Source organism: Novosphingobium sp. BL-A-41-Hi4B-X5A (assembly GCF_055521705.1).
In genome coordinates, this window is sequence record NZ_CM145500.1 from 2,578,355 (window position 1) to 2,598,842 (window position 20,488).

Genomic DNA, 20,488 nt, shown 5'->3' on the forward strand with positions numbered 1-20,488 from the left:
CACCCCGTTTTCACCGCAGGTGCAAATGGGGAGCAACCGTCTATGTGGCAGCCCATTTCTGTTTGTTTCGGATCATGGCGTTGAGAGCTGTGATGAGTTTTCGCATGATCGCAACGAGGGCGACTTTTGCTGGTTTTCCGGCGTTTTTCAGATTGTGGTATGCGACGGCCATTGTGGTGTTGCGCCGACTTGCGACGAGGGCGGCCATATAGAGTGCATCGCGGGGAGGTTTGCGCCCTCCGGCGATGCGTCGCTTGCCCCTGAAGGCCCCGCTTTCGCAATCGAAAGGCGCGACGCCGACGAGCGATGCGGCCTGTCGGGCGCTCATTGCACCGAGTTCCGGCATGAACGCGAGGAGCGTTGCCGCGGTTGTCGGCCCGACGCCTGGCACCGAGCGCATGATTGCGTTGCGCTCGGCAAGTTCGGGGTGATCCGCGATCAGGCGTGCGATCTCTGCTTCAACCAGCGCGATCTCGGCTGACAGCCGTTTGATCCGCTGTGCAGCGATCCGCCTGAGCAGCGCGCTGGCAGTCTGCTCGGCCTGGTTGGCGCAGCGGGTGCGCTCCTCGCACAGCTGGCGGCGTGCCGTGACGAGTTCGCCGAGCATGGCGCGGGCAGGATCGTGGACCACCTCGCGCTGGGGCAGCGCAGCGCAGAAATGCGCGATCGCTGCAGCATCGATCCTGTCGTTCTTGGCCAGAATCCCGGCAGCGCGGGCGAACTGGCGCACGCGCATCGGGTTGACGCGTCGAGCGGGCAGGTCTGCCTCGCATAGAGCCGTCAGCAGAGCGCGTTCATAACCACCCGAAGCCTCGAAGCCGACTGCGTGGGGTCTGACGCGGCGAAGCCACCGGATCAAGGCTCGCAAGCCATCCCGGTCGTTGGCAAAAGCGCAGGCCTCATTCTGCGGCCACAGACAGACATCAAGCCGCGCCTTGCTGACATCGATACCGACAAATTGATCGTGCTGTGCCATATCTCCGTTCCCATCCTTGCGTGTGCGGGGTCAACGCCCCGTGCAACCGTTCGGGTTGATGAAGATCCGTCCGGGCCCAAGCTCCCCAGCGGGCTGCTACGACCAAGGGGGACACGGGCTCGCGAACGGGCGGGAGGCTCCGCTAGCGGAGCCTCCCGCAATCGCATCATGCACCATTTTCAAGATACAAGGGGGACCGCCAGCGAAGCTGGTGGTGGAGGGGAAAAGCCCCTCCGGCAGTCACCTGCGGTGACTGCCACCTCCCCGTTTGTGCTGCGCAAAAACAGGGAGGAGCTTGATCACCCCTTCATCGCCGCCTGCAACTGCCCGATGATCACCTGGCTCTGCTCTGCGCCTGACTGCGGTGCGAAGTCGCCGGTGCGGTCGCTGATCTTGTCCCAGTTGGCGGCGAAGCCTTCGACGGTGCGTTCGTTCGGGGCGAGGAGGACGCCCTTGTTCATCGTCACCCATGCGCCGTGGTATGCGCCGCCGCCTGCACCGACGATGGCGTTGGTCGGCGCGTCTTCCGAAACGAGGAAGAGCGCGGCGGGGACGACGTTTTCGGGGCCGAACAGCTTGAAGGCTTCTTCGGGGAAGATGTCCTCGGTCATGCGCGTGGCGGCGACAGGGGCCAGCGTGTTGACCTTGATGTTGTTCTTTGCGCCTTCGAGGTAGAGCGTCTTGGTGAGGCCAGCCAGACCGAGCTTGGCTGCGCCGTAGTTCGCCTGGCCGAAGTTGCCGAACAGGCCGGTGGACGATGCCGTCATGAGGATGCGGCCGTAGTTCTGTTCGCGCATCAGGTCCCAGCAGGCCTTGGTGGCGAAGGCCGAGCCGATCAGGTGGACGCGCACGACCATCTCGAAATCGGCCGGGTCCATCTTGGTGAAGCTCTTGTCGCGCAGGATGCCGGCGTTGTTGATCAGCACATGGACTCCGCCCCAACGTTCCTTGGCCTTGGCGACCATCTCGACCATCTGTTCGTATTCGCTGACCGAGCCGCCGTTCGACATGGCCTCGCCGCCCATGGCCTCGATTTCCTCGACAACCTTCAGCGCAGCGTCGGAATGGCCGGTGCCATCGCGCGAACCGCCGAGATCGTTGACCACCACCTTCGCGCCGCGGCGGGCGAGTTCGAGGGCATAGGCGCGGCCGAGGCCACCGCCTGCCCCTGTAACGATCGCGACGCGGCCTTCGAACGAAATGGTCATGTCTGGTCTCTCCGGGAGCGCCCTAACCGGGCGATTAAGTCATGCCCTTGCGATGCCACGGCGGGCGGCGGAACGCAACGGGCGAGGCGGTTTGCAGCATTTGCGACAAATCAGCCAAACCACCGTCAACAAAATGTAACACAACAGACATATTCGGCCGCAGACCAAAGTCCTGAGGATTCGCCATGAAGTTCGTAACCCGCGTCTCGATTTCTGCCCTTGCCTGTGCCGCTGGCTGGGCCGTCCCGGCACAGGCCGCGACCTCCAATGCCGATCTTGCCGCAATGCAGGCCCAGCTTCAGCAGATGCAGGCGCAGATGCAGAGCCAGATGGAAACGATGGCGGCAATGCAGGCGCAGATCCAGACGCTGCAGGGGCAACTCGCCGAAGCCAAGGCCAAGACCGATGCCACGGCTACGGCGGTTGCCGCGATCCCTGCGCCGACGGTATCGGGCAAGCCTCCCGTGGCGATCAGCTGGGATGGCGGGCCGAAGATCGAAGCTCCGGCTGATCCGAAGAACCCCAAGGCGGGCAAGTGGAGCTTCAAGCCGCGCGGCCGCCTGCAGATCGATACCGCGTCCGTTTCTGCCCCGTCCTCGATCGGCAGCAAGAGCCTGGGCCTCGCCACCGAATTCCGCCGCGCCTACTTCGGCTTTGACGGTACGATCCCGGGGAACTTCGGCTATCGCATCGAGGCGGACATTGCCAACAGCAGCATCGATCCGACCGACGTCTACCTGACCTACACCGGCATCAAGAACCTGACGCTGACGATCGGCCAGCACAAGCCGTTCGAATCGATGGAGGACACCGAGTCCGACCTGTTCACCAGCTTCATGGAACGCGCCTCGTTCAACACCGCCTTCGGGTTCGAGCGCCGCCTCGGCCTGTCGGCGCAATACCAGAAGGGCATGGTCCTGGCGCAGGTCGGCGTGTTTACCGACAACGTCACCGATCTCAACGCCGATACCGACAACAGCTATTCGATCGACAGCCGCTTTGCGCTTCAGCCCAAGCTGTTCGGTGGCCAGGCGCATATCGGCGGGTCGGCGCACTACCATGATCTCAACGACAGCAGCGCCACCGTGCGCTATCGCGCGCGCCCCTTCACCCACACCACAGACATCCGCTTTGTCGACACCAAGGCGATCAGCGCGCTGTCGGAAACGAACTATGGCGTGGAGCTGGGCTGGACCGGTGGGCCGGTGCACTTCACCGCCGAATCGCAGTGGATGAAGGTCAACCGCCCCGGCGCCATTGCCGACCCGACGTTCAATGGCGGCTATGTCGAAGCAGGCCTGTTCCTGACAAAGGGGGACACGCTGCCCTACAAGGCGAGCGAGGGTACCTGGACCCGGATCAAGCCGAAGAACGGCGTCGACAAGGGCGGCATCGGCGCGGTGCAGGTCAACGCACGCTACGACTGGCTTGATCTGAACGACAATGGCGTTCTGGGTGGGCGGCAGGAACTGGTGGGCGCGTCGCTGCTGTGGGTGCCGACCGACTACGTTCGCTTCATCATCGACTACGGCCATCTCTGGCTGAAGGATGCAGCAGTCGCGGCGGGCGCGGATCGCAACTACAACGCCGACGTCATCGGCATGCGCGCGCAGTTCGATTTCTGAGACGTGACATTAGCAAAAGGCCCGTCGTTCCATCAGGAGCGGCGGGCCTTTGCACGTCTCTGGAAAAAGATCAGGCGATGCGCGTGACCCAGCCGTGGGTGTCGGCAATCTCGCCGCGCTGGATGCCGACGAGCTTCTGGCGCAGCTTCTGCGTCAGCTGGCCGGGGCCACCCGAACCGATCGTGAATTCGCCTTCATGGTTGGCAACCTTGCCGACCGGGGTGACCACCGCCGCAGTGCCGCAGGCGAAAGTTTCGATCAGCTTGCCCGAAGCGGCGTCGGCCTTCCACTGGTCGAGGCTATAACGGCCCTCGCGCACGGTCAGGCCTTCTTCGGCGGCCAGCGTAAGCAGGCTCGAGCGGGTGATACCGGGCAGGATCGTGCCGGTGAGTTCGGGCGTCAGGATCGAACCGTCGTCGAACACGAAGAACAGGTTCATGCCGCCCAGTTCCTCGACCCACTTGCGCTCCGCTGCATCGAGGAACAGCACCTGGTCATGTCCGCGCGAAAAGGCTTCGGCGGTGGGCACGAGGCTGGCGGCATAGTTGCCGCCGCACTTGGCCGCGCCAGTCCCGCCGGGCGCTGCGCGGGTATAGTCCGAAACCCAGATCGAGACTGCCGGTGCGCCCGACTTGAAGTAGTTGCCGGCCGGGCTGGCGATGACCATGAACTTGTACTGTCGCGCCGGGCGCACGCCGAGGAAGGCCTCGGACGCGAACATGAACGGGCGCAGATACATCGAGCCGCCCTCGACCGTGGGGAACCAGTCCTTGTCGGCGAGGACCTGCTGGCGCACGGCTTCGACGAACAGCTCTTCGGGCAGTTCGGGCATGGCGAGGCGGCGGGCCGAGGCGTTGAAGCGCCGCGCATTGGCATCAGGACGGAACAGCGCGATGCCGCCGTCAGCAAGACGATAGGCCTTCAGCCCTTCGAAGATTTCCTGCGCGTAATGCAACACGGCCGCCGCCGGATCGAGCGCGATCGGGCCATATGGAATGACTCGCGCATCGTGCCAGCCTGCGCCTTCAGCGTAGTCAATCTCGACCATGTGATCGGTGAACGCAGTGCCGAAGCCGGGGTTCGCCAGCACCTGCGCACGCACGTCCGCAGCAACCGGCGCCGGGTGCGGATTGCGGGTGAAGGTCATGCTGGTGGTTTCGGCGGTGCTCGCCATGGGGAGGCAGTCCTTGCGCTAGAATCGAGGAAGCAGCGCCGTGAACTATTGTTGCGCGAAAGGCAAGGGGAATGTAATAAATGTGAAGGGCCGCATCGGTCAATCCGAGCGGCCCTTCGCATGGTCAGCGGCCGGAAGTGCCGCCCACGAAGCCTTTATCGCTTAATCGAAACTCAGCGATAATGCCTCGCGCGGGACTGTACCGACCTCTCTGCTGAACCATGAGACATCGGATCACCTCCTTTCGCGCTGTTGAGCCAAAGTCACAGGCTGTTGGGCCTGCTGGACCGGGAGTTTGCGTTCTCACCGGCCTTGATTTGAATGTGATTCATCCGGGGCCAAACAACAAGACTTGATCGAAAAAAAATTGTCGTCACAATCCCCGCTTCGCGCCTGCAGTATGGTCACCCCTGCAACCGGATCGCGCTATTTCCGGCAATCCTCGATCACTCGCCCGACCTCGGCCCAGGCTGGCAGGTAAAGCGTCGGCAGGCCGTTCACCTCGATGACAAAGCGCCCGCGACTGAACGCCATGGAATCCAACAGCGGATCGCGCGCGGCCAGCGTTGCCACCAGTTGCGGTTGGCCTTGCGGCGCGGGATCGGCGGAAAGCGGGCGGGTATCGCTGGTGGTCACCACCGTCATCGGCAGCGGCACGTTCGAAGTGCCGGTGCGGATCAGGCTCATCGTTGCAGCGCCCCGATTGCAGGCCATCGCGAACAGCGTGGCGTCACCCGGACCGAAGCGAGCCACGCCCGGCTCATAGCGCCAGTTGCCCACGGTCTGCGGCGCATCGCGCCAGTCCTTGAAGGTCTGGGCAGGTGGCGGTGGGGGCGGTGCCTGGGTCGGCTTGGGCGCAGGCGGAGGCGCAGCTTGCGGGACCACCGTCGGCGTGGCGCAGGCGGAAAGTGTGAGGGCCAGCGCACCGGATAAAACGAGGCGGGGGCGGTGTGCATGGTTGATCTTCATGGTGCAGTTATGGAAGGAACGCGCCGTGACCTCAACCCGCCCCCCGAAACAGCCCGGCGCATCCAAGCTTCGCGTGGACCAGTTGCTGGTCGACCGCGGCCTGGTCGAGAGCCGCGCGCGCGCGCAAGCCCTGATCTTGGCCGGGCTGGTCTTTTCGGGCGAAACCAAGATCGCCAAGGCCGGGCAGGCGCTTGCGCTGGACGCCGCGCTGGACGTGCGCGGGCGCGATCACCCATGGGTTTCGCGCGGCGGCATCAAGCTCGCCCACGCGATCGAGCATTTCGGCCTCGACCCGTCCGGCGTCACCGCGATGGACATCGGCAGCTCCACCGGCGGCTTCACCGACGTACTGCTGCAGGGCGGGGCCGAGCATGTCTTTGCCGTGGACTCCGGGACCAACCAGCTTGCGTGGAAGCTGCGTCAGGACCCGCGCGTCACCGTGCTCGAGCAGACAAGCGCGCGCATCCTCACGCCGGGGCACATCGATCGGCAGGCAACCTGGGTGGTATGCGATGCCAGCTTCATTTCCCTGCGCAAGGTGCTCGAAGTGCCGCTCTCTCTGGCGGCGCGGCCGACGCGGCTGGTCGCCCTGATCAAGCCCCAGTTCGAAGTGGGCAAGGCCGAAGTCGGCAAAGGCGGCGTGGTCCGCGATCCCGCCTTGCACGAGCGGGTGTGCGGCGAGGTGCGCGAGTGGCTGGAAAGCGAGGGCTGGGAGGTGCAGGGCATCGTCCCGAGCCCGATCACCGGGCCCGAAGGCAACGTCGAATTTCTGGTTTCGGCGCTGCGGAGTTGAGTTTTCCCCGGATTGTGTCTCCACGCGGGATGCAATGCGGGACGAGTTCCGATTGCAGAGCAGGCAACCCCTCGCCAATATCCTCGGCGAATCGCGCGTTTCGCGCAGTTGCTTGCGGGTGCCATGAACTATCTTGCCTCTTCGGGACAGCTTCGCGCCAGTCTCCTGCGCTGGTCGCTGTTCACCATTCCCCTTGTCGTCGCGCTCGGGTTTCTTTCCGGACAAGCCGCGGGCAGCGGCCCCGGCAATCCGTGGTTCGATGCGCTGGTCAGGCCGTCGATCTATCCGCCGCCGGCCGCCTTCGGGATCGTCTGGACCGTGCTTTATGTCCTGATGGGGCTGGCGCTGGCGATGGTCCTTGCGGCGCGCGGGGCGGCAGGTCGTGGCATTGCCGTGGCGATGTTCGTGGTGCAGCTCCTCATCAACCTTGCCTGGTCACCCACCTTCTTCGCGTTGCACCAGATCACCGTTGCGTTCTGGATCACCGTTGCCATGGCCGCGGCGATCGTATTGACGGTGGTGCTGTTCTGGCGCGTGCGCCCCGTCGCCGGGATGCTCCTGCTGCCTTATCTGGCGTGGGTCTGCTTCGCTTCGGTACTGACGTTCGAGTTCGGGCGTCTCAACCCCGACGCAGATGGCGCGTTCGGCACCGCGAAGACCGAGCGCGTGGAAATCTGACCCCCTAAAATCTGACGCGTCGAGTTCTGACTTTCCCGGCCACTTGCGCAAGGGCTTGAGGCGGACCACATAGCGGGAACAACAGCGCCTGCCTCGCGCCATTCAGGACCCAAGCCCATGCAGAGTGAAAACCCGATGATCGCCGACTTCGTCAAGCTGCTGAACAGCGCGGCGGGAACGATTGCCGGCATGGGCCGCGAAGCAGGCGAGAACGCGCGCGAAAAGGCCAAGGAAATCTTCGGCGGCCTCGATTTCGTCAGCCGCGAGGAATTTGACGCGGTCAAGGAACTGGCAGCATCGGCGCGTGAGGAAGTGGAAGCGCTCAAGGCTCGCATTGCTGCTTTGGAAGCAGCCTCAAAGGGCGAGTGAGGAACCGGCCCCCTACCTTGCGGATTTAACCTGCATCAAAGTGGCGCCTGCGGGCGCGATGCAGGAAGATATCCGTGTTCACACAACTCAATCCGACAATTCCCTTGCACGTGCTTGGCAAGGGCGATGGTTATGCGATCGGCATGATCGATTATGGCCAGGAGCACAACCTGATCTGGGTGACGGCGCTCGATGAATCGGGCGAAATCTGGTGTGCGCCGAACAGCAAGGTCCGCCTCGGCAAGAACTGGACGATGGGGCGCGCGGAGAACCGCCTGATCACGGAGGACAAGCAAGAGGCAACTGCCGCAGCCGAAGCAGAACACTGCGAAGGTCGGCGTGCGGCCTGACAGTCAGCTTTCCAGCATCTTTGCCGTGGCGAGCGAGCACTCCAGCCGCCAGCGCAGACCTGTCGGGGCATAATCGATCGTCACGTCGGCGTTCAGGCTGCGCGCCGGGATATGCCGCATCAACGTGGTGCCAAAGCCGTGGTGCGTCGGCTGATAGACGACGGGAACGCCGCTCTCCCGCCAATCGATCACGAACCTGTCCGCCGTTTCTTCCCAGCACAGCACCACCTTGCCGGTCAGCGATGACAGCGCCCCGTATTTGAGCGCGTTGGTGGCGAGTTCGTGCAGGGCCATGCCGATGATCTCGGCGCTGCGGGGGCTGAGCGGAATTGAGGCTCCGCGCAGTTCGATCTGCGCCCGCGCCTCGCGCCCCAATATTGCCAGCTGCGCCTCGGCCAGTTCGTCCATCAGGATCGTCGACCAGCCGCGCCGTACCAGCAAGTCCTGATTGGCCGAAAGGCTGGCGAGGCGGCGTTCGAAGCGGTGCAGAAAATCCGGGTCCTGGCAGCCGGAGCGACGGGCGAGGGCCTGCACCACGGCCAGCAGATTCTTCGAACGGTGGTTCACCTCCATCAGGAGGACGCGAATCTGCTCTTCCTTTTCCATCATGTCGGTGACATCGGTGTTGGTGCCGAACCAGTAGAGAATCTGGTCTCCGCCATCGCGTATCGGCGTGGCGCGGGAGAGGAACCAGCGCCACGCGCCGTCGCGCCCGAGCAGGGGAAAAGTATCTTCCCATTCCTCGCCCGCGTCGATGCTGGCCTTGAAGTGCGCGGTTACCCGTTCGAGGTGATCGGGGTGGTGGACCTTGTCCCAACCCCAGCCATTGCTTTCCCCATCTGCCAGCCCGGTGTAATCGTACCAGCGCTGATTGTACCAACCGATCGCACCGGTCCGGTCGGCAACCCATGCCAGTTGGGTGATGTTGTCGGCCAGCATGCGAAAGCGCATTTCGCTTTCACGCAAGGCGCGCTGGTTTTCTTCGCGCGCGGTGATGTCGCGGGCAATCTTGCTTGCGCCGACGATCTTTCCCGCCTTGTCGTAGATCGGCGAGACCGTGAGCGAGACGGAGATATGGGCGCCGTCCTTGCGCTGACGCACGGTGTCGAAGCTCTTTACCCGTTCGCCCCGGGCGATGCGCGCAAGGATGTCGTCTTCCTCGGCCTGCCGCTCTTCCGGGATCAGGCGCCGGATCGACTGGCCGATCATGTCCGCTTCCGTAAATCCGAAGATGCGCGTGGCCGCCGGGTTCCAGCTCAGCACGGTCCCCTGAAGGTCCTTGCTGATGATCGCATCATCGGAAGACTGGATTATGGCAGATAGATGGGCCTCGGCCAGCAATGCAGCTTGCTCCGTTGCGACCCCACCCACTGCCCTTCTTAGGGCTTGGGTGGCGGGATGCAACCGGAATGGAGCAAGGTGTTAACCTTGATCAAAGACCGGCAGCGCGCAGAGCCTGATCCAGGTCGTCGATCAGGTCGTCCGGATCCTCGAGCCCGACGTTGAGGCGCAGCATGCCTTCGCCCACACCCATGTCGGCGCGGGTTTCAGGGCCGACGCCGTAGTGCGTGGTCGAGGCCGGGTGGCACATCAGCGAGCGCGAATCGCCGATGTTGTTCGAGATGTCGATCAATTGCAGCGCGTCGAGCAGGGCGTGAGCCTGCTTCAATCCGCCATCGAGATGGAACGAGAAGATCGTGCCCCCGGCCTTCATCTGCTTCCTGGCCAGTTCATGCTGCGGATGGCTGGGCAGGAAGGGATAGAGCAGGCGCGGCACGCGGCCTTCGACGAAGCTTGCCACTTTCAGCGCGTTCTCGCTCTGGCGGTGGATGCGCAGGTCAAGCGTTTCGAGGCCCTTGTGGACGACCCAGGCGTTGAACGCGGCGATGTTCGGGCCGGTGTTGCGTTGGAACGGCAGGAGGACGTTGTTGATCCACTCCGCCGAACCGCACACGGCCCCGGCCATGACGCGGCCCTGTCCGTCCATCATCTTGGTCGCCGAATAGGCGACAACGTCGGCGCCGAAATCCATCGGGCGTTGCAGCGCGGCAGTGGCGAAGGCGTTGTCCACGACGGTGGTGATGCCGTGGCGCCGGGCCAGTCCGCAGACGAACTCGAGGTCGACCACGTCCATCGTCGGGTTCGCCGGGCTTTCGAAGAAGAACACCTTGGTGTTCGGCTTGATCGCGGCTTCCCAAGCGGCATTGTCGGAGGCGTCGATGGTGGTGCCGGTGATGCCGAAGCGGGGCAGCAGATTGTCGACAAGCCAGCGGCACGAACCGAAGGCGGCCTTGGCGGCGACGATGTGGTCTCCGGCAGAAAGCTGGCAGAGCAGTGCGGTGGTCATCGCCGCCATGCCGGTGGCCTGCGTGCGGCACGCCTCGGCCCCTTCCATCAGGGCGATGCGCTCTTCCAGCATCTGCACGGTGGGGTTCTGCAGGCGCGAATAGGTCATGCCTTCGGCTTCGCCGGCAAAGCGCGCGGCAACCGTTGCGGCATCGTCGTAGGTAAAGCCGGATGTAAGGAACAGCGCTTCGGAGGTTTCGCCCATTTCCGAACGCCACGTGCCTCCGCGCACGGCTTGCGTTGCGGGACGCCATTTCTGCGTGATCGAACGGTCCTGGCCAGCAGTTCTCTTCATGCCAGCCGCCTTAGTTTTCCGGAAGGCTGCGCGCAAGCGGCGGGATTGCGAAGCGGGCGCGCGCGCCCTATCGGTCAGGACGCATGACGCCACAGTTCCAGACCGCAGCCCCGCGCGAGAAAGACCCTGCATTCTGGTGCGCGGTCATCGCGTCCGCGTTCTTTCTCCTCGTGCTGCACCGGCTCGGCATTCCGTCGAAGCCGATGTTCGACGAGGTCCATTACCTGCCGGCGGCAAGGCGGCTGATCGACCTCACGGCGCGGCTCAATCCCGAACATCCCCTGCTTGCCAAGCAATTGATCGCCTGGTCGATGCAACTGATCGGCGATACGCCGTTCGGCTGGCGCTTCCCCTCGGCAGTGCTGGGAGGCCTTGGCCTTTGGGCGATGATGCGGGCGCTGTGGTGGGCGAGCTTTTCACGCTCCGCCACGGTCTTGTTCGGCCTGCTGCTGGCCACCGACTTCATCTGGTTCATGATGTCGCGCATTGCCCTGCTCGACATGGCGATGGCCGGTTTCATGGCCTTGGCCATGTGGCAATGGGCGCTGGCCTGGCGCAATCCTTCCGGCAAGACCTTGCTGGCGCGGTCTCACCTGCTGCTGGCGGGCGTTTTCATGGGGCTGTCGCTGGGCGCCAAGTGGAACGGCGCGCTGCTGCTGCCGCTGCCCGGACTGGTTTTCGCCCTGAATCGCTGGCAGGCTCTCGAAGGGCGGCGCGGCGGCTTGATGTGGGCCTCGCGCGGGGCGGGCCCAGTGCCCGGCGTCTCGCTGGTCGAGGCGGCGCTATGGCTGGGGGTGGTGCCAGTCGTGGTCTACCTCGCCACCTTCCTGCCCGCGTTCTTCTATGAAAAGCAGCCGCTGACCGTGGGCGGGCTGTGGCACTGGCAACAGTACATGCTGGAACTGCAGGACAGCGTGAAGAAGCCGCACACCTACATGAGCGTGTGGTGGCAGTGGGTGGCCAATATCCGCGCGATCTGGTTCCTCTATGAAGAAGTCGACGGCGCCCAACGCGGCGTGCTGATGATCGGAAACCCGTTCACCATGCTGGCCGGGCTGCCCGCGCTGCTGTTCTGCGCGTGGGACGGCCTGAGGGGCATGAAGAGTGGGGGCAAGCGTCTCTACCTGCTGGTCTTCGCCGCCTATGTCCTGCTCGTCGGCTTCTGGGCGATAAACGGCAAGCCGGTACAGTTCTATTACCACTACATGCTGGCAAGCTGCTTCCTGCTGGCCGCGCTGGCGCTGGTGCTGGGCGAATGGTGGGACCTCGGCCTGCGCTGGCCGACCAAGGTGACGCTGGTCCTCTCGTTCGGCCTGTTCATTGGCTTCTATCCGATCCTGTCGGCGGGAGAGCTGCCGCGCAAGGATTCGTACCGGGACTACACCTGGCTCAATAGCTGGAAATAGCGCGCAGCCGCAGCCAGATTGCGGTGGTCAGCGCCCCCAGCCCGGCAAGGGCCATGTCCTTCTGCGCGTCCCACGGGTCGCCCTGCTGGCCGTTGTAGGCATCGGCATCGGGCCCGGCCATGACCACGGTCAGCTGCCACTCGAAGATCTCGTAGACCGCGCTGCCCGCCAGCACGAACTCGACCGCGATGTAGCTGGCGAGCGCAGGCGACAGCCCGCGATGGCGTGAAAGCCAGCAGGCTATCGGCCAGACCCACATCGCGCCGAAGCTGAAGTGCACCAGCCGGTCCCACGAATTGCGGGGCAGACCCAATGCCTGGTCGATCGAGGGCAGGCCGAGCGCGCCGAGCCACTGCTCGTAGGGCACGTAGGAATAGATGTAGCGCCCGCCGAGGGTGTGAAGCGCCATGAACAGGGCAATGCATGCGACCGCGCTGGTCGGCATCGGCCAGCGGCGCAGCGCTAGGCACAGGCCCGCGACGATTGCCAGAGTAGGGAGGTTCTGCAGCGGCGCCAGCGCCGGGTAGGGCGTATCGACCAGGCTGAACAGCGCGCCCGCGGCAGTCAGAGCCAGCAGAAGCGCTTGCGGTCCCGGTATCCCCGCGACCGCGCGCAAATCAGTACTTGCCCCAGACAAAGCGCGAGGACAGCGCGAAGTTCCACACCGAGCCGAGCACGATACCGACGATCACCGCGACCACGCTGTGGAAGCCGATGGTCTTGAGCACGGCAGCCGAACCGACGTTGGTCAGCAGACCCAGCGAGCAGGTCAGGCCGAACTGCGCCCAGCCGCGCAGCAGCGGTCCGAAGCCGCGCAGGCGCTTGTCGGAATAGGTCAGCTCGTTGTTCAGCACGAAGTTGAACGTCATCGCGATGATCGCCGCCAGCGTGTTGGCGGTGTTGAACGTCGCGCTTTCCGACCAGTTGCCATAGACGAAGCGTTCGCCGGCAATGACCTTCAGCAGCACCCACAGGGCGCCCAGCTGTACCGCAACACCCATTGCGCCGACCGTGCCAAACAGCGCAAAGCGCGTCGGGATGATGCGGCCGAGCCACTTGTCGTAAAGGCCTACGAGGAATTCGAACACGACGGTCTGGTCCAGCTTGCTCTCGCCCTCGATGCGGGCGACGAAGTTGAGAGGGAATTCCTTGACCTTGAGCGGGCGGTCGACCGTCGCAAGGATATCGAGCAGGATCTTGAAGCCGACGCCTGAAAGGCGGTGCGCGTCTGCGCGCAGCGTTTCGGCGCGGAGCATGAAATAGCCGCTCATCGGGTCGGACAGTTCGACGCCGGTCACCTTGTTGGCGATGCGGTTGGCAAGGCCCGAGGCCTTCACCCGGTCCGGACGGCCCCATTCCTCGGTGCTCGCCCCTTCGGCAAAGCGCGAGGCGTAGGCGATGTCATATTCGCCGCTTTCGACCGCAGCGAGCATCTTGGGCAGCAGTTCGGGGTCGTGCTGCTGGTCGGCGTCCATCACCGCGACGATCGGTGCGGCGGTGGCGCACATGCCCTCGATCGCGGCCGAGGCGAGGCCGCGCCGGCCGATCCGCTCGATCACGCGAACGCGCGGATCGGTGAGCGAGATGCGGCGCGCCTCGTCGGCGGTGCCGTCCGGGCTGTTGTCGTCAACGAAGATCGCTTCCCACGCCACGCCCTGCAGCGCGGCGTCGAGACGCGCGACCATCGGCGCGATATTCGCGCGTTCACGATAGGTCGGAAGAATTACGGCTAACTGGAGCATCGGACGGGGCCTTTAGAGCCTTGCGAGCACCGCGTCACCAACTTCCGTCGTCCCGGCGCTCCCGCCAAGATCGCGGCCCAGCACGCCATCGGCCAGCGTCTTTGCCACTGCGGCTTCGACGCGGTCCGCTTCAGCAGCAAGGCCGAGCGAGTGGCGCAGCAGCATCGCGGCGGAAAGGATCGTCGCCATCGGGTTGGCAAGGCCTTGGCCTGCGATGTCCGGGGCCGAGCCGTGGATCGGCTCGTAGAGGCCGAAAGTGCCATGCGCGGTCTGGCGCTCGCCCAGCGAGGCCGAGGCGAGCAGGCCGATCGAGCCGACGCACATCGAGGCCTGGTCCGAGAGGATGTCGCCGAACAGGTTGCCGGTCAGCACCACGTCGAACTTGCCTGGCGCGCGGACGAGCTGCATCGCGGCATTGTCGACGTACATGTGCTCGAGCGTGACCTCGGGGTATTCCTTGGCAACCTCGATCACCACGTCGCGCCACAGCTGGCTGGTCTCGAGCACGTTGGCCTTGTCGACCGAGCACAGCCGCTTGGCGCGGCCCATCGCGGTGCGGAAACCGACATGGGCGATGCGGCGCACCTCGCTCTCGTTGTACGACATCACGTCGTAACCCTCGCGGTCGCCGTTGGCGGCGGTGCGGAAGCCCTTCTCGCCGAAGTAGACGTCGCCGTTGAGCTCGCGCACGATGACCATGTCGATCGCGCCGGCCACTTCGGGGCGCAGCGCGGAATGGCCTTCGAGGCCTGCAAAGACCTTGGCCGGGCGCAGGTTGGCAAACAGGGTCAGCTCCTTGCGCAGGCCGAGGATGGCCTGTTCCGGACGCAGGTGGCGTTCCAGCGAATCGCAATCGGGATCGCCCACCGCGCCGAACAGGATGCCGTCGGAAAGGCGGGCGATGTCCAGCGTCTCTGCCGGGAGGGGGTGGCCATAGGCCTTGTAGGCGGCGCCGCCGACCGGGGCTTCCTTCATCTCGATGTCGGGCAGGCCGAGCGCTTCGATCACGCGGACGGCTTCGCGCGTCACTTCGGGACCGATGCCATCACCGGGCAGAACCGCAATCTTCATGAAATACCCCTTCGTGCCTGCGCTCACTCGCCGCTTATGCGTCGAAGCCAATCCTTCTTAGGCGCCCGAGCAGAATCGCGCGCGCCCCCATAACATCGCGCGTGCGATCGGCAAGCAGGCGGTTGGCAATGGCTTTGCCCTGACGCTCCAGTCGCGCAAGTAGATCTGGCCATTGCTCGTCAGGCGGTGGGGCCGGGGCCGTGCCATAGCCGACCTCGCGCAGCAGGAGCACCTCGTAACCTGCCAGAACCCGCGCCCAGCCGCGCGCCGAGGGGGCGTGGCAGATCGCATCGAGCAAGGCGACGAGCGATTCATAGAGCACGGGGTAAGGGTGGCCTTCGGGCAAGGTCGCGGCGGTCAGCGCGCAGGCCCAGCCGATCCCGGCGCTCGGCAGCGGTTCGGACAGCCACGGCCCACGACTCGCTACCAATTCGACACGGGCCGATGGCAGTTGCGAGGCGGTGCGCGATCGCACCTCTACTTCGATCAGGTTTCCGGGGATCAGCACGGGCCGCAACTCGCGCCCCCGCGCCCCGGCGACATAGGCGGCGGCAAGGCCATGGTCGGCGGTCAGCACGCGGATGATCGCGCCGTGTTCGCCGTTGGGCAGGACCGAGCAGAGAATGGCGGGGGCGCGGATCAGCATCGCGTCATCCTCTGCGCCCACCGCCCTTTTTGGGCAATGCCTTCAAGGGCAGGCGCCACAAAGTTGCACATCGGCGTTGGAACATCTGGCGGTTTGCGATAGTTTGATGGGCATGAAGCAGCTCTTCCAGCATGCCGCCATCACCGAAGGCGTCACGGTGCGAGTCGCCGTAAACTTCCTCCCCGAACAGTCGCGGGTGGAAGCAGGCAAATGGTTCTGGGTCTATCATATCCGTCTCGAGAATGACGGCGACCAGCCGGTACAACTGCTGTCGCGCCATTGGCGGATCACCGACGGGCGGGGCATGATCAACTTCGTCGACGGTGACGGCGTCGTGGGCGAACAGCCCGTCCTGCAGCCGGGGCAGAGCCATGATTACGTCTCGGGCTGTCCGCTCGGCACCCATCACGGCAGCATGGAAGGCCACTACACGATGCAGCGTGCCGATGGCTCGCTGTTCGATGTGGCGATTCCATTCTTTCCTCTGGCGGCACCGGCTCCGGCAAACTAAATCCGGTTCGCAATGAAGCGGACCCATCTCCCTCTCAATGGCCTGCGCGTGCTTGACGCGGCGGCTCGGCACCTCTCGTTCACGCGCGCGGCCGACGAACTGGCGGTGACCCCCGCAGCGGTCGGCCAGCAGATCCGTGCGCTCGAGGACCTGCTCGGCGTCGTGCTGTTCCGCCGCACCTCCAAGGGCCTCGAGCTCACCGACGAGGCGATTGCCGGTCTCGATGCCATCCGCGAAGGCTTTCTGCGCTTCGAGGAAGGCGTGCAGGCAATGCAGGCCGGGCAATCGAGCCACGTCTATACCATTGCCTGCCCGCGCGATTTCTTTGCCGCGTGGCTTTCGCCCCGGCTTGCGGCATTTCGCGCCGGCAATCCGCAGATGCGCTTCTCGCTGGTTGGCGGCGATGCCGATATCGACTTTACCGAAGCCAATCTCGACCTCGCGGTGCGCTGGGCCGAAGGGCCGGGCGAACTGGAAGGCATCGCGCTGGGCCAATCGTTGATGGTAACGGTGGCGGCGCCCGACGCTGCGCCCGATTGTCCGTGGATCGGCTGGCCGGGCGATCCGGCACCGGGGGGCGGCGATGTAGGCTTCTCGGTCGGCGATGCCGGGACTGCGATCAGCGCGGCAAGCGCGGGCCTGGGTCGGGCGCACGTGCCCTATCAGCTGGTCGACAACGCGATCGGCATGGGCCGCGTGGTCGTGCAGGGCGAGCCCGTGACCTCGCGGAAGGGGTACTGGCTTGTCGCGCCCCTGCCGCAGTGGCGGCAGAAGAAGGTCAAGGAGCTGGTCGCGGCGCTTTCCGCGTAAAGCTAAGTAAATGATTTGCCACGCCAGATAGACCCAATTTGGCAGTGACCCTTACGCGCTGTTAACTGCCTTGATGGTATCCCCGCAGCCATGTTCACCGGGTTGCGCAGTCTATTCGCTCGCGGACGGCGCTTCGGCCGTTTGCTGCGCAATGCGCGTCCCTACACCTCCAGCTGGAAGCAGCGCGAGGGTGACAACTTCACCCTCGCCTATGCGCGAAGCCTGTCGCATCGCCTGCCATTGCTGTACCTCGTCGTCGTCTTCGACATGCTTCTGGTGGCCTTCCGGTTTCGCGACATCGCGCCGAGCTGGCTGATCGCGCCGGGACCTATTTTCCTGAGCGCTTTTGCGCTGCGGCGGGCCTATTACTGGCGGCCGGCTGCGGTCGAGCAGCGCGCAACGGCAGTGCTTCGGCGCGATCTTGCATCGATGAGCTGGCTGGGCGCTTTTGCCAGTTTCCTGTTCGCCCTGTGGGGTATGGTGCTCTACAGTTACGGCGATTGGGAAGCGCAATCATTTATCCATTATATCTTTGCCGTAACGCTGTTTTCCGGGATTCTCGGGCTGGGCCATTCGCCGCTGACGGCGCTGCGCATCGCGATTGCGACCACTATCCCGACCTCGGGCCAGATCCTCTTCAGCGGCCATCCCAACGCGGTCATGGTCGTGCTGGTGCAAGTGGTGGTGACGACCTTGCTACTGCTCATCACCAACGGTCATCATCGCGATTTCGTGCGGCTTGAACTGTCGCGGCAGCAATTGGCCCGGCGAGAGCGTGAAGCGGCCCGACTGGCGCAGGAGAACCTGCTTCAGGCAACCATCGACCCCCTGACCGGTGGCCTCAACCGTCGTGCAATTCTCGATCGGCTGGCCGAGGATATCGAACGGGGCGGCAAGGGTGTGCAGCGGGCCTGGCTCGCTCTGATCGACCTCGACGGGTTCAAGCACATCAATGACACCTATGGCCACGCGGCAGGCGATGCGGTGCTTCAGGCGGTCGCGAATCGGCTTGGCGGAATGGAGCGCGTGCGCTGTTTCGGTCGGCTTGGCGGCGATGAATTCGCGGCTGTTCTCGATCCCTCGCTCGATCACATAGCAGCGTTCGCGATCGGCACGGCGCTTTCGGAATCGCTGCGCGCCCCGGTGCTGCACGGTGGGGCGGTCCTGCGCTTTTCCGGGTCCATTGGCGTCCACCGCATGGACGGCCGGAGCGTCAGCGATTGCCTCGAACGGGCCGACGCCGCGCTCTACAAGGCCAAGGAGCTTTCCGACGGCGCCGTTGTCGTGTTCAGCCCGGATGACGAGGCCGAACTGCAGGATCGCGCCGCAATCACCCGCCTGTTCAACGAAAGCAATCTCGCTGACCGGCTCAAGCTCGTCTACCAGCCGGTCTTCGATGCCGAGAGCGGGGGCGTGATCGGCCTCGAAGCTTTCGTGCGCTGGAGCCCGGATGGCGAACGCTGGCTCGCACCGGGGCAATTCATGTCGCTTGCCGAAGCAACGGGGCGGACCGGCGAACTGACCCGGATGGTGCTGGCGCGCGCCCTGGCCGAATGCCCGGCGTGGCACTATGGACGCTGGCTGGCGATCAACCTCAGCCCTCGCGACGTGATGCGGACTGGCACGGCCGAGGCTCTTGCACGTCTGGTGGAAGAGCATGGCGCGCCACCGCATTCGATCATCCTCGAAGTTACCGAACGGGCCTTGCTCGAAGATCCCAAGCGCGCCGAAGCCCAACTGCTGGCATTCCGCGCGCGAGGTTTCCGCATCGCGCTGGACGATTTCGGCGCAGGCTGGTCAAGTCTCAACCAGGTCCACAGCCTGCCGCTCGACATGATCAAGATCGATCAGGAGCTGTCCCGCGCTCTTGCGAATGACCCGGGCGCGCGTTCGCTGGTCGGCACCATCGTTTCGCTCGCCTGGCAGCTTGGCATTGACTGCACAATCGAGGGCGTCGAGGACGAACTGCAGGCCAGCACGGCGCGCGCGCTCGGCATCCGGCTTATGCAGGGTTACCATCTGGGCCGGCCACAAGCAGCCGCTCAGGCGCTGGCGCTGATTTCAGAGAATGCGTTGAGCCTGCGCGCCTGAGGGTTTCGTGATCAGAAACTTGCGCTTCGGATTTTACGGGCCGGTGCCGCACGAACCTCGCCAGTGGCGAGGTTCAGATCAATGCTCCAGCACGATCGGGCGCGGCGTGCCCGGGGGATGAAGGCGGCGGAACAGCTTGCCCCTCTCGCTGAACAGCACCAGCAGCAGGCTGAGCACGCCCGCCGTCAGCAGCGCCAGAGCAAGGGGGTGGGCCGTGCCGTCATAGGCTTGGCCGACGAAGATGCCGATGACTGAACCGATCACCATGCGCAGGAAGGCATGCATCGAATTTGCACTGCCTGCCGTCCGTTCGAACGGCTGCAGCGCGATCGAGCCGAAGTTCGCGCCGATGAAGCCGATGAGGATCATGTTGGTGATCATCAGCGGCATGAACTGCCACAGCGTCTGCCCTTCCAGACTTGAGGAGTAAGTCTGCAACGCGCTGACGAGGATGAACGCGATCACCGCCGTGTGCGAAACGCGGCGCGCCCCGAAGCGCTCGACGATGCGCGAGTTGGAGAAGCTGGCGCAGGCCATCATCAGCGCGGAGAAGCCGAATAGCACCGGGAACATCTTGCCCGCGCCGAAGTGTTCGCCGACCAGCTGCTGCGACGAGTTCACGTAGCCGATCATCGCCCCGAAGGTGAGCGAACCGCCCAGCACGTAGCCGATGGCCGAGCGGTTCGTGGCGGCACCGGCCATGTTCTTCGCAATCGTCATCGGGCGGATCGGCTGGCGATATTCGGGGTGCAGTGTTTCCGGAAGGCGGATGTAAAGCCATGTCGCCATGCCCGTGGCCAGAACCGCCAGCAGCACGAAGATCCAGCGCCAACCGGCAAACAGCAGCACGACCTGCCCGATGCTTGGCGCAAGCATCGGCACGACCATGAAGATGACCGAGATGATCGACATCTGCTTGGCCATCTGGTCGCCGGAAAAGCGATCGCGGATGATTGCGCCCGGCAGAACGGCAAGCCCGCCGCAGCCGATCGCTTGCCCCACGCGCATCGCCAGCATGCCGTCGAATGACGTGACAAGCGCGCAGGCCAGCGAGAACAGGATGTAAATCACCATGCAGGTCAGCAGGACCGGGCGGCGGCCATAGCGGTCTGCAAGCGATCCGGGCACCAGCGAGGCAAAGCCCGAGGCGAGCAGGAACGTGCCGACCACAAGCTGGCGGCGGTTGGGATCGGCAACGCCAAGATCCGTCGCAATGTCGCCAAGCGCAGGCAGCATGGCGTCGACGGCGAGCGCCTGCATCGCCATGACGAGCGCCATCATCGCGATGGTCTCACGCTCGCCCATCGTGCGCGGCGCGCGCAGGGTATTGGAATCGTTAGTGGGCATAATCACCCTTTGAACGAGAACGGCTTCAAATCCCATCCCCAAAACCGGGTTTATGTTGCAATGCGAAACGGAGTATCGTGT

The 20,488-nt window shown here is 64.5% G+C and carries 20 protein-coding genes; 9 read left to right on the forward strand and 11 right to left on the reverse strand.

From position 1 onward, the window contains the following. Nucleotides 1-40: 40 nt before the first annotated feature. Complete coding sequence (locus ACZ1JY_RS12545) at nucleotides 41-976, reverse strand: IS110 family RNA-guided transposase (protein ID WP_465129402.1); 936 nt, start codon at nucleotides 974-976, stop codon at nucleotides 41-43. Between the two features lie 299 nt (nucleotides 977-1,275). Then, nucleotides 1,276-2,184: an SDR family NAD(P)-dependent oxidoreductase gene (locus ACZ1JY_RS12550; protein ID WP_168903043.1), complete on the reverse strand. Its 909-nt coding sequence runs from the start codon at nucleotides 2,182-2,184 to the stop codon at nucleotides 1,276-1,278. Nucleotides 2,185-2,369: 185 nt separating this feature from the next. Between ACZ1JY_RS12550 and ACZ1JY_RS12555 the strand changes: the two genes are divergently transcribed. Then, nucleotides 2,370-3,809, forward strand: coding sequence for an OprO/OprP family phosphate-selective porin (locus ACZ1JY_RS12555; RefSeq protein ID WP_465129487.1), 1,440 nt, complete (start codon nucleotides 2,370-2,372; stop codon nucleotides 3,807-3,809). 70 nt (nucleotides 3,810-3,879) lie between these two features. Here the strand turns inward: ACZ1JY_RS12555 and ACZ1JY_RS12560 are convergent, their stop codons facing one another. Beyond that, a complete protein-coding gene (locus tag ACZ1JY_RS12560) occupies nucleotides 3,880-4,983 on the reverse strand; it encodes a branched-chain amino acid aminotransferase (protein WP_168903041.1) in 1,104 nt (367 codons plus the stop codon). Nucleotides 4,984-5,409: 426 nt separating this feature from the next. Then, the gene (locus ACZ1JY_RS12565) at nucleotides 5,410-5,952 is read right to left on the reverse strand and encodes a hypothetical protein (protein WP_465129488.1); all 543 of its coding nucleotides are present in this window, start codon (nucleotides 5,950-5,952) and stop codon (nucleotides 5,410-5,412) included. A 25-nt stretch (nucleotides 5,953-5,977) separates the two neighbouring features. Between ACZ1JY_RS12565 and ACZ1JY_RS12570 the strand changes: the two genes are divergently transcribed. The 4 genes from ACZ1JY_RS12570 (at nucleotide 5,978) to ACZ1JY_RS12585 (ending at nucleotide 8,142) form a co-directional block, all read left to right on the forward strand. Beyond that, nucleotides 5,978-6,745, forward strand: a complete 768-nt coding sequence (locus ACZ1JY_RS12570; RefSeq protein ID WP_465129489.1) for a TlyA family RNA methyltransferase — start codon at nucleotides 5,978-5,980, stop codon at nucleotides 6,743-6,745. Nucleotides 6,746-6,868: 123 nt separating this feature from the next. Beyond that, on the forward strand, nucleotides 6,869-7,423 hold the full coding sequence (locus tag ACZ1JY_RS12575; protein WP_465129490.1) for a TspO/MBR family protein: 555 nt from the start codon (nucleotides 6,869-6,871) through the stop codon (nucleotides 7,421-7,423). Nucleotides 7,424-7,540: 117 nt separating this feature from the next. Further along, nucleotides 7,541-7,792, forward strand: coding sequence for an accessory factor UbiK family protein (locus ACZ1JY_RS12580; protein ID WP_039336498.1), 252 nt, complete (start codon nucleotides 7,541-7,543; stop codon nucleotides 7,790-7,792). Between the two features lie 74 nt (nucleotides 7,793-7,866). After that, entirely contained in the window at nucleotides 7,867-8,142 is a 276-nt protein-coding gene (locus tag ACZ1JY_RS12585; RefSeq protein WP_465129491.1) for a hypothetical protein, read from the forward strand. A gap of 3 nt (nucleotides 8,143-8,145) precedes the next feature. On the opposite strand, the gene ACZ1JY_RS12590 is transcribed toward ACZ1JY_RS12585, so the two are convergent. Then, complete coding sequence (locus tag ACZ1JY_RS12590) at nucleotides 8,146-9,513, reverse strand: PAS domain S-box protein (RefSeq protein WP_465129492.1); 1,368 nt, start codon at nucleotides 9,511-9,513, stop codon at nucleotides 8,146-8,148. A 61-nt stretch (nucleotides 9,514-9,574) separates the two neighbouring features. After that, nucleotides 9,575-10,783 (reverse strand): trans-sulfuration enzyme family protein, encoded by a 1,209-nt coding sequence (locus tag ACZ1JY_RS12595; protein ID WP_118072473.1) that lies wholly within the window; start codon nucleotides 10,781-10,783, stop codon nucleotides 9,575-9,577. An 83-nt stretch (nucleotides 10,784-10,866) separates the two neighbouring features. Here ACZ1JY_RS12595 and ACZ1JY_RS12600 point away from each other — a divergent pair, with 83 nt between their 5' ends. Next, entirely contained in the window at nucleotides 10,867-12,189 is a 1,323-nt protein-coding gene (locus ACZ1JY_RS12600; RefSeq protein WP_465129493.1) for a phospholipid carrier-dependent glycosyltransferase, read from the forward strand. Here the strand turns inward: ACZ1JY_RS12600 and ACZ1JY_RS12605 are convergent. The 4 genes from ACZ1JY_RS12605 to recO are packed head-to-tail and all read right to left on the reverse strand — an operon-like array spanning nucleotide 12,173 to nucleotide 15,648. Continuing rightward, on the reverse strand, nucleotides 12,173-12,805 hold the full coding sequence (locus ACZ1JY_RS12605) for a DUF2238 domain-containing protein (RefSeq protein ID WP_465129494.1): 633 nt from the start codon (nucleotides 12,803-12,805) through the stop codon (nucleotides 12,173-12,175). The genes ACZ1JY_RS12600 and ACZ1JY_RS12605 overlap by 17 nt on opposite strands. Nucleotide 12,806: 1 nt before the next feature. After that, the gene (locus ACZ1JY_RS12610) at nucleotides 12,807-13,931 is read right to left on the reverse strand and encodes a glycosyltransferase (RefSeq protein ID WP_118072471.1); all 1,125 of its coding nucleotides are present in this window, start codon (nucleotides 13,929-13,931) and stop codon (nucleotides 12,807-12,809) included. A 12-nt stretch (nucleotides 13,932-13,943) separates the two neighbouring features. Further along, a complete protein-coding gene (leuB, locus tag ACZ1JY_RS12615) occupies nucleotides 13,944-15,002 on the reverse strand; it encodes a 3-isopropylmalate dehydrogenase (protein ID WP_465129495.1) in 1,059 nt (352 codons plus the stop codon). 34 nt (nucleotides 15,003-15,036) lie between these two features. Beyond that, nucleotides 15,037-15,648, reverse strand: coding sequence for a DNA repair protein RecO (recO, locus tag ACZ1JY_RS12620; RefSeq protein WP_039336415.1), 612 nt, complete (start codon nucleotides 15,646-15,648; stop codon nucleotides 15,037-15,039). Between the two features lie 112 nt (nucleotides 15,649-15,760). Here recO and apaG point away from each other — a divergent pair, with 112 nt between their 5' ends. The 3 genes from apaG (at nucleotide 15,761) to ACZ1JY_RS12635 (ending at nucleotide 19,060) form a co-directional block, all read left to right on the forward strand. Then, nucleotides 15,761-16,159: a Co2+/Mg2+ efflux protein ApaG gene (gene apaG, locus ACZ1JY_RS12625; RefSeq protein ID WP_039336501.1), complete on the forward strand. Its 399-nt coding sequence runs from the start codon at nucleotides 15,761-15,763 to the stop codon at nucleotides 16,157-16,159. A gap of 12 nt (nucleotides 16,160-16,171) precedes the next feature. Continuing rightward, a complete protein-coding gene (locus tag ACZ1JY_RS12630; RefSeq protein ID WP_118072469.1) occupies nucleotides 16,172-16,969 on the forward strand; it encodes a LysR family transcriptional regulator in 798 nt (265 codons plus the stop codon). Nucleotides 16,970-17,059: 90 nt separating this feature from the next. Continuing rightward, nucleotides 17,060-19,060: a putative bifunctional diguanylate cyclase/phosphodiesterase gene (locus tag ACZ1JY_RS12635; protein WP_465129496.1), complete on the forward strand. Its 2,001-nt coding sequence runs from the start codon at nucleotides 17,060-17,062 to the stop codon at nucleotides 19,058-19,060. Nucleotides 19,061-19,138: 78 nt separating this feature from the next. On the opposite strand, the gene ACZ1JY_RS12640 is transcribed toward ACZ1JY_RS12635, so the two are convergent. Continuing rightward, entirely contained in the window at nucleotides 19,139-20,407 is a 1,269-nt protein-coding gene (locus tag ACZ1JY_RS12640; protein WP_465129497.1) for a multidrug effflux MFS transporter, read from the reverse strand. Nucleotides 20,408-20,488 lie beyond the last annotated feature (81 nt).

Excerpts from the sequence above, each read along its gene's own strand:
- ACZ1JY_RS12565 (WP_465129488.1), bottom strand. The coding sequence starts at position 5,952 with ATGAAGATCAACCATGCACACCGCCCCCGCCTCGTTTTATCCGGTGCG.
- ACZ1JY_RS12555 (WP_465129487.1), top strand. The coding sequence starts at position 2,370 with ATGAAGTTCGTAACCCGCGTCTCGATTTCTGCCCTTGCCTGTGCCGCT.
- ACZ1JY_RS12640 (WP_465129497.1), bottom strand. The coding sequence starts at position 20,407 with ATGCCCACTAACGATTCCAATACCCTGCGCGCGCCGCGCACGATGGGC.
- ACZ1JY_RS12630 (WP_118072469.1), top strand. The coding sequence starts at position 16,172 with ATGAAGCGGACCCATCTCCCTCTCAATGGCCTGCGCGTGCTTGACGCG.
- ACZ1JY_RS12595 (WP_118072473.1), bottom strand. The coding sequence starts at position 10,783 with ATGAAGAGAACTGCTGGCCAGGACCGTTCGATCACGCAGAAATGGCGT.
- ACZ1JY_RS12600 (WP_465129493.1), top strand. The coding sequence starts at position 10,867 with ATGACGCCACAGTTCCAGACCGCAGCCCCGCGCGAGAAAGACCCTGCA.
- ACZ1JY_RS12550 (WP_168903043.1), bottom strand. The coding sequence starts at position 2,184 with ATGACCATTTCGTTCGAAGGCCGCGTCGCGATCGTTACAGGGGCAGGC.
- recO (WP_039336415.1), bottom strand. The coding sequence starts at position 15,648 with ATGCTGATCCGCGCCCCCGCCATTCTCTGCTCGGTCCTGCCCAACGGC.
- ACZ1JY_RS12580 (WP_039336498.1), top strand. The coding sequence starts at position 7,541 with ATGCAGAGTGAAAACCCGATGATCGCCGACTTCGTCAAGCTGCTGAAC.
- ACZ1JY_RS12545 (WP_465129402.1), bottom strand. The coding sequence starts at position 976 with ATGGCACAGCACGATCAATTTGTCGGTATCGATGTCAGCAAGGCGCGG.
- ACZ1JY_RS12610 (WP_118072471.1), bottom strand. The coding sequence starts at position 13,931 with ATGCTCCAGTTAGCCGTAATTCTTCCGACCTATCGTGAACGCGCGAAT.
- apaG (WP_039336501.1), top strand. The coding sequence starts at position 15,761 with ATGAAGCAGCTCTTCCAGCATGCCGCCATCACCGAAGGCGTCACGGTG.
- ACZ1JY_RS12575 (WP_465129490.1), top strand. The coding sequence starts at position 6,869 with ATGAACTATCTTGCCTCTTCGGGACAGCTTCGCGCCAGTCTCCTGCGC.
- ACZ1JY_RS12560 (WP_168903041.1), bottom strand. The coding sequence starts at position 4,983 with ATGGCGAGCACCGCCGAAACCACCAGCATGACCTTCACCCGCAATCCG.
- leuB (WP_465129495.1), bottom strand. The coding sequence starts at position 15,002 with ATGAAGATTGCGGTTCTGCCCGGTGATGGCATCGGTCCCGAAGTGACG.
- ACZ1JY_RS12635 (WP_465129496.1), top strand. The coding sequence starts at position 17,060 with ATGTTCACCGGGTTGCGCAGTCTATTCGCTCGCGGACGGCGCTTCGGC.